General features: G+C 46.3%; 4 protein-coding genes and 1 pseudogene. 4 read left to right on the top strand and 1 reads right to left on the bottom strand.

All coding sequences use genetic code 11. From position 1 onward, the window contains the following. Both A3729_RS12145 and A3729_RS12140 read left to right on the top strand, forming a co-directional pair. Window positions 1–224 (top strand): annotated as a pseudogene (locus tag A3729_RS12145) (IS91 family transposase); the annotation flags it as partial. Between the two features lie 200 nt (window positions 225–424). After that, entirely contained in the window at window positions 425–997 is a 573-nt protein-coding gene (locus tag A3729_RS12140) for a DNA polymerase domain-containing protein (RefSeq protein WP_068510504.1), read from the top strand. A 20-nt stretch (window positions 998–1017) separates the two neighbouring features. Here A3729_RS12140 and A3729_RS12135 read toward each other — a convergent pair whose 3' ends face one another. Then, the gene (locus A3729_RS12135) at window positions 1018–3000 is read right to left on the bottom strand and encodes an alkyl/aryl-sulfatase (protein WP_068510506.1); all 1983 of its coding nucleotides are present in this window, start codon (window positions 2998–3000) and stop codon (window positions 1018–1020) included. A 183-nt stretch (window positions 3001–3183) separates the two neighbouring features. Here A3729_RS12135 and A3729_RS31665 point away from each other — a divergent pair, with 183 nt between their 5' ends. Further along, on the top strand, window positions 3184–3339 hold the full coding sequence (locus tag A3729_RS31665) for a hypothetical protein (protein WP_156490463.1): 156 nt from the start codon (window positions 3184–3186) through the stop codon (window positions 3337–3339). A gap of 35 nt (window positions 3340–3374) precedes the next feature. Next, window positions 3375–3606 (top strand): twin-arginine translocase subunit TatC (locus A3729_RS12130; RefSeq protein ID WP_197475827.1); only part of this gene is annotated, 232 nt, incomplete at its 3' end.

Raw genomic sequence — 3606 nt, 5'->3', positions numbered from 1 at the left:
TTAAGCGAGTCTTCAATATTGATATTGAGGTTTGCGAGCACTGTGGAGGGCATGTCAAAGTGATTGCCAGCATTGAGGATCCGGACATAATCGAGCAGATTCTTAAACATCTCAAACAGAAGGCGGCCAAAGCCGATACTAACCATCACACCCAGCCGCCAGAGCGAGCCCCACCACTGACTCCCAGCCTGTTCGGCCCATCGCAGACTCGTTTATTTAATTGACGCTCCTAAGCTCTCAATCCATGTACTGTCAGCCTTTGCGGCAGGCCGGTGGGGCAACTGTCGGCTAAAGATCCATTCGCCAGGCACTTTTCGGTCAAATCGACCAAAATACGACCTTCTTTGGGCGCTGTGAAGCTAAATTCCGGGGCTTAGGCAATAAAAATGAGCAGCAATTTCGGGTATGCTACTTCATCCGAAGGGTGAAAAGGTGCTTTAAACGTCCTATACGCCCGACCATTCGTGGTTCTGAAGCGGGCAGTAAAAAGCGCTATGCCGGTATGGTTGTTAAAAATCAACAACCGGAAATGGTCTTTAAAGGGTTGGAAACGGTTCGCACTGATTGGACAGACGTGGCGAGAGACTTTCAAAAGAATCTTTACCAAATCGTCTTTGATGATCGCGACCCAAGCCAATTTATCAAAGACACCGTGGCGGCCACACTGAATGGAGAACGGGATAATCAGCTGGTTTATCGAAAACGCCTTAGAAGACCGCTCAGAGAGTACGTTAAAAACGTTCCACCCCATGCTCGATCTGCCAAAATAGCCGACGAAAAGAACAAAGCGCTTGGCAAGCCACTACAGTATCAACACAAAGGCTGGATCAACTATATCATCACCCTGAACGGGCCTGAGCCTTTGGACTATCTTGAATCAGACATTGATTACCAACACTACATTGAGAAACAGCTAAAGCCCATCGCGGAAGGCATTCTGCCCTTTATCGGGATGGACTTTGATCGCCTAATAGATAATCAAATGGCCTTATTCTAGGGAACCTAGAAGTAAGTTCCTTAAGGCTCAATGATATTAAAGACACCTCTCGGCTTCTCAAACAACCTGAAGAAACTCACTAAATCCAGCTTACTACCCTCCACCGTCAAATCATCCGAGAACAGGGTTTCTTTGATCCCAGCCTGATCAGTGGCCATTTTGAGAAATAACTCATGAGTCACCTTAAGTGTGGCATCCGCATCACTGACAGGTTCAATTTGTTCAAAATGCAGAACGGCATTTTCAATCCACAAATAGAAATTTACCTGCCTGTCAGTGAAGGTGATATTGATCTTATGATGGCTATCAAAAGCTTCCGGGCCAATTAAACGGGCAGCCATTGATATAAAGAAGTTCTCAAGAGGTGCCTCTCTCAGAACCCCCTCCATCATTGCCACATCAACGCCTTTATCCGGGCCACCATGTCTCAGCTCATAAGCCCCCGTAAGATAATTATCTCGCCAAGGCGCTGATTCCGATTGGTATCCCAATTGATCATAAGCTTTAGCAAGGAGCTCTCGGGCCTTATCGTTGCCAGGGTCAGCAAAGACCAATTTATTCAAAAGTTCGGCTACCCAACGATATTCACCCTGGTCAAAAGCCGATTGAGCAGCAAGTAGAACCCTCTCAGCCCCTCCCATTAAGGCTATGTATTTATCCGCAGATTCTTCCGGAGGAAGCGGATTAAGATTCGCAGGGTTTCCGTCATACCAGCCTAAATACCACTGATAAACCGCTTTTGCATTATGTTTTACCGTTCCATAGTAACCACGGTTGGAAAAGTTACTGGCCAAACTCGGAGGCAACTCAATCTGTTCGGCTATCTCCGTTGGCGTATACCCTGCATTTAATAAACGCACCGACTGATCATGGATATATTTATAAGTATCCCGTTGAGCTTTAAGAAATGTCACCAGTTTTTCACTGCCCCATATCGGCCAGTGGTGACTGCCAAAATAGAGGTCACTTTTCTCTGCGTATTGAATGGCATCATGAATATAACCGCTCCACTTCAAAGCATCGCGCACTTTAGCCCCTCTCAAGGTATATAGGTTGTGGAGATTACGCGAAACCAATTCAGCGCCACACCAGGCTCGGAACTCAGGAAGATAGAAAGTAAATTCTGCAGGTGCTTCTGAACCGGATACCACCTGAAATTCAAATGTCACGCCGTCGATCTCATGACGTTCACCACTCTCGGAAATCAGCACATTGGGTTCTAAGATAGTGAACTGACCAAACGCAGGTTCCTTACCTAAGCCAGAGCCCACATGCCCTCTTTCAGATTTAGGTAATCGCTTTCCGTACATGTACATAGAGCGACGTCCCATTGCCATGCCTGCCACCACATTTTCACTGGTGGCCTCTTCCATAAAGCCTTCTGGCGCGATCACTTTAAGTTGCTGTTGGCTGACTTGTTCTGGAGAGGCAATGCCATGGGCACCGCCAAAGTGATCAATATGAGAATGGGTGAACAAAATGGCGCTAACGGGTCTTTTTCCTAATTGATCATTTACCAGTTTCATTGCCACGCGTGCCGTTTCCACTGTGGTTAACGGGTCTATCACGATCCAGCCCGTCTCTCCACGAATCACGGTCATATTGGCCAGATCGAAACCACGAACCTGATATATCCCCTCTGATAACTGATACAAACCATGCCTGTTGTTGAGTCCCGCCTGCCGCCAAAGACTAGGATTTACAGTTGCAGGAGCTTGTCCTTGTATGAACTCATAGGCCTTTGTGTTCCAGGCCAATTTTCCGGAGGCGGATACTTGAAGGCCTTCTACCGTGGCTATGAAGCCTCGTTTGGATTGTGCGATATCTTCAGAATCTTTGAGGGGAAGTTGCGCTTCGACAGCCTGATTCATTTTTTGTGTTATCTGGGTGGCGGGGGAAAAACCTTCGACCGAACCTATGCCATCAACAGTTTCTGTCTGAGATTGAGTACATCCAGTAATCAAAACCGCAATTAACAGAACCCATGTCCCGTGCTTAAACATAATCTCGAAACTCCCTGTAAAGCGCATGCGTCAGCGCATTGAAAAACCTTGTAAGATCAACTACTTTTAATAGCTATCAACAATAGCTGACCTAGGCACTTAAAAATAGATTTGAAAACTAGGGAACCTCTGAATATTTTAAATCATTTGTATTGCATGAGCAAGGATAGTCGGCAAAACAGGATGTACTTCTACGGAGTTGAAACGCTCAAAGAAGCTGAAGAGTTCGAGCCCTTACCAAGAGATGAGTATGACAAGCTGTTTCAGGCACCAAAAGAGCCTGATTCGTCAAAAGACCTTCAAAGCAATACGCAAAACGACAAGCCTAAGCAGTCATAACATGGCCTCCGTAATAAGCTAAGCATAGTAAAGACATGAGTAAGACTTCTGACAACGCAACTGAAAACGACACTGTAGTCGACCAAGGCCAGCCTCTAATCAGCCATCTGATAGAATTGCGCACACGCCTCCTGCGTTCTGTGCTTTGCGTTATATTGATCTTCGCAGGCCTTTACTATTTTGCCAACGATATCTACCTGATTGTCTCAGAGCCACTTAGGGTCTTTTTACCCGAAGGTAGCACCATGATCGCGACCGATGTCGCAT

This window comes from Oleiphilus sp. HI0043, from assembly GCF_001634935.1.
This window is presented reverse-complemented; position numbering and strand designations above follow the sequence as displayed.

Coding starts and splice junctions, on each gene's coding strand:
- A3729_RS31665 (WP_156490463.1), top strand. CDS start 3,184: ATGTACTTCTACGGAGTTGAAACGCTCAAAGAAGCTGAAGAGTTCGAG.
- A3729_RS12135 (WP_068510506.1), bottom strand. CDS start 3,000: ATGTTTAAGCACGGGACATGGGTTCTGTTAATTGCGGTTTTGATTACT.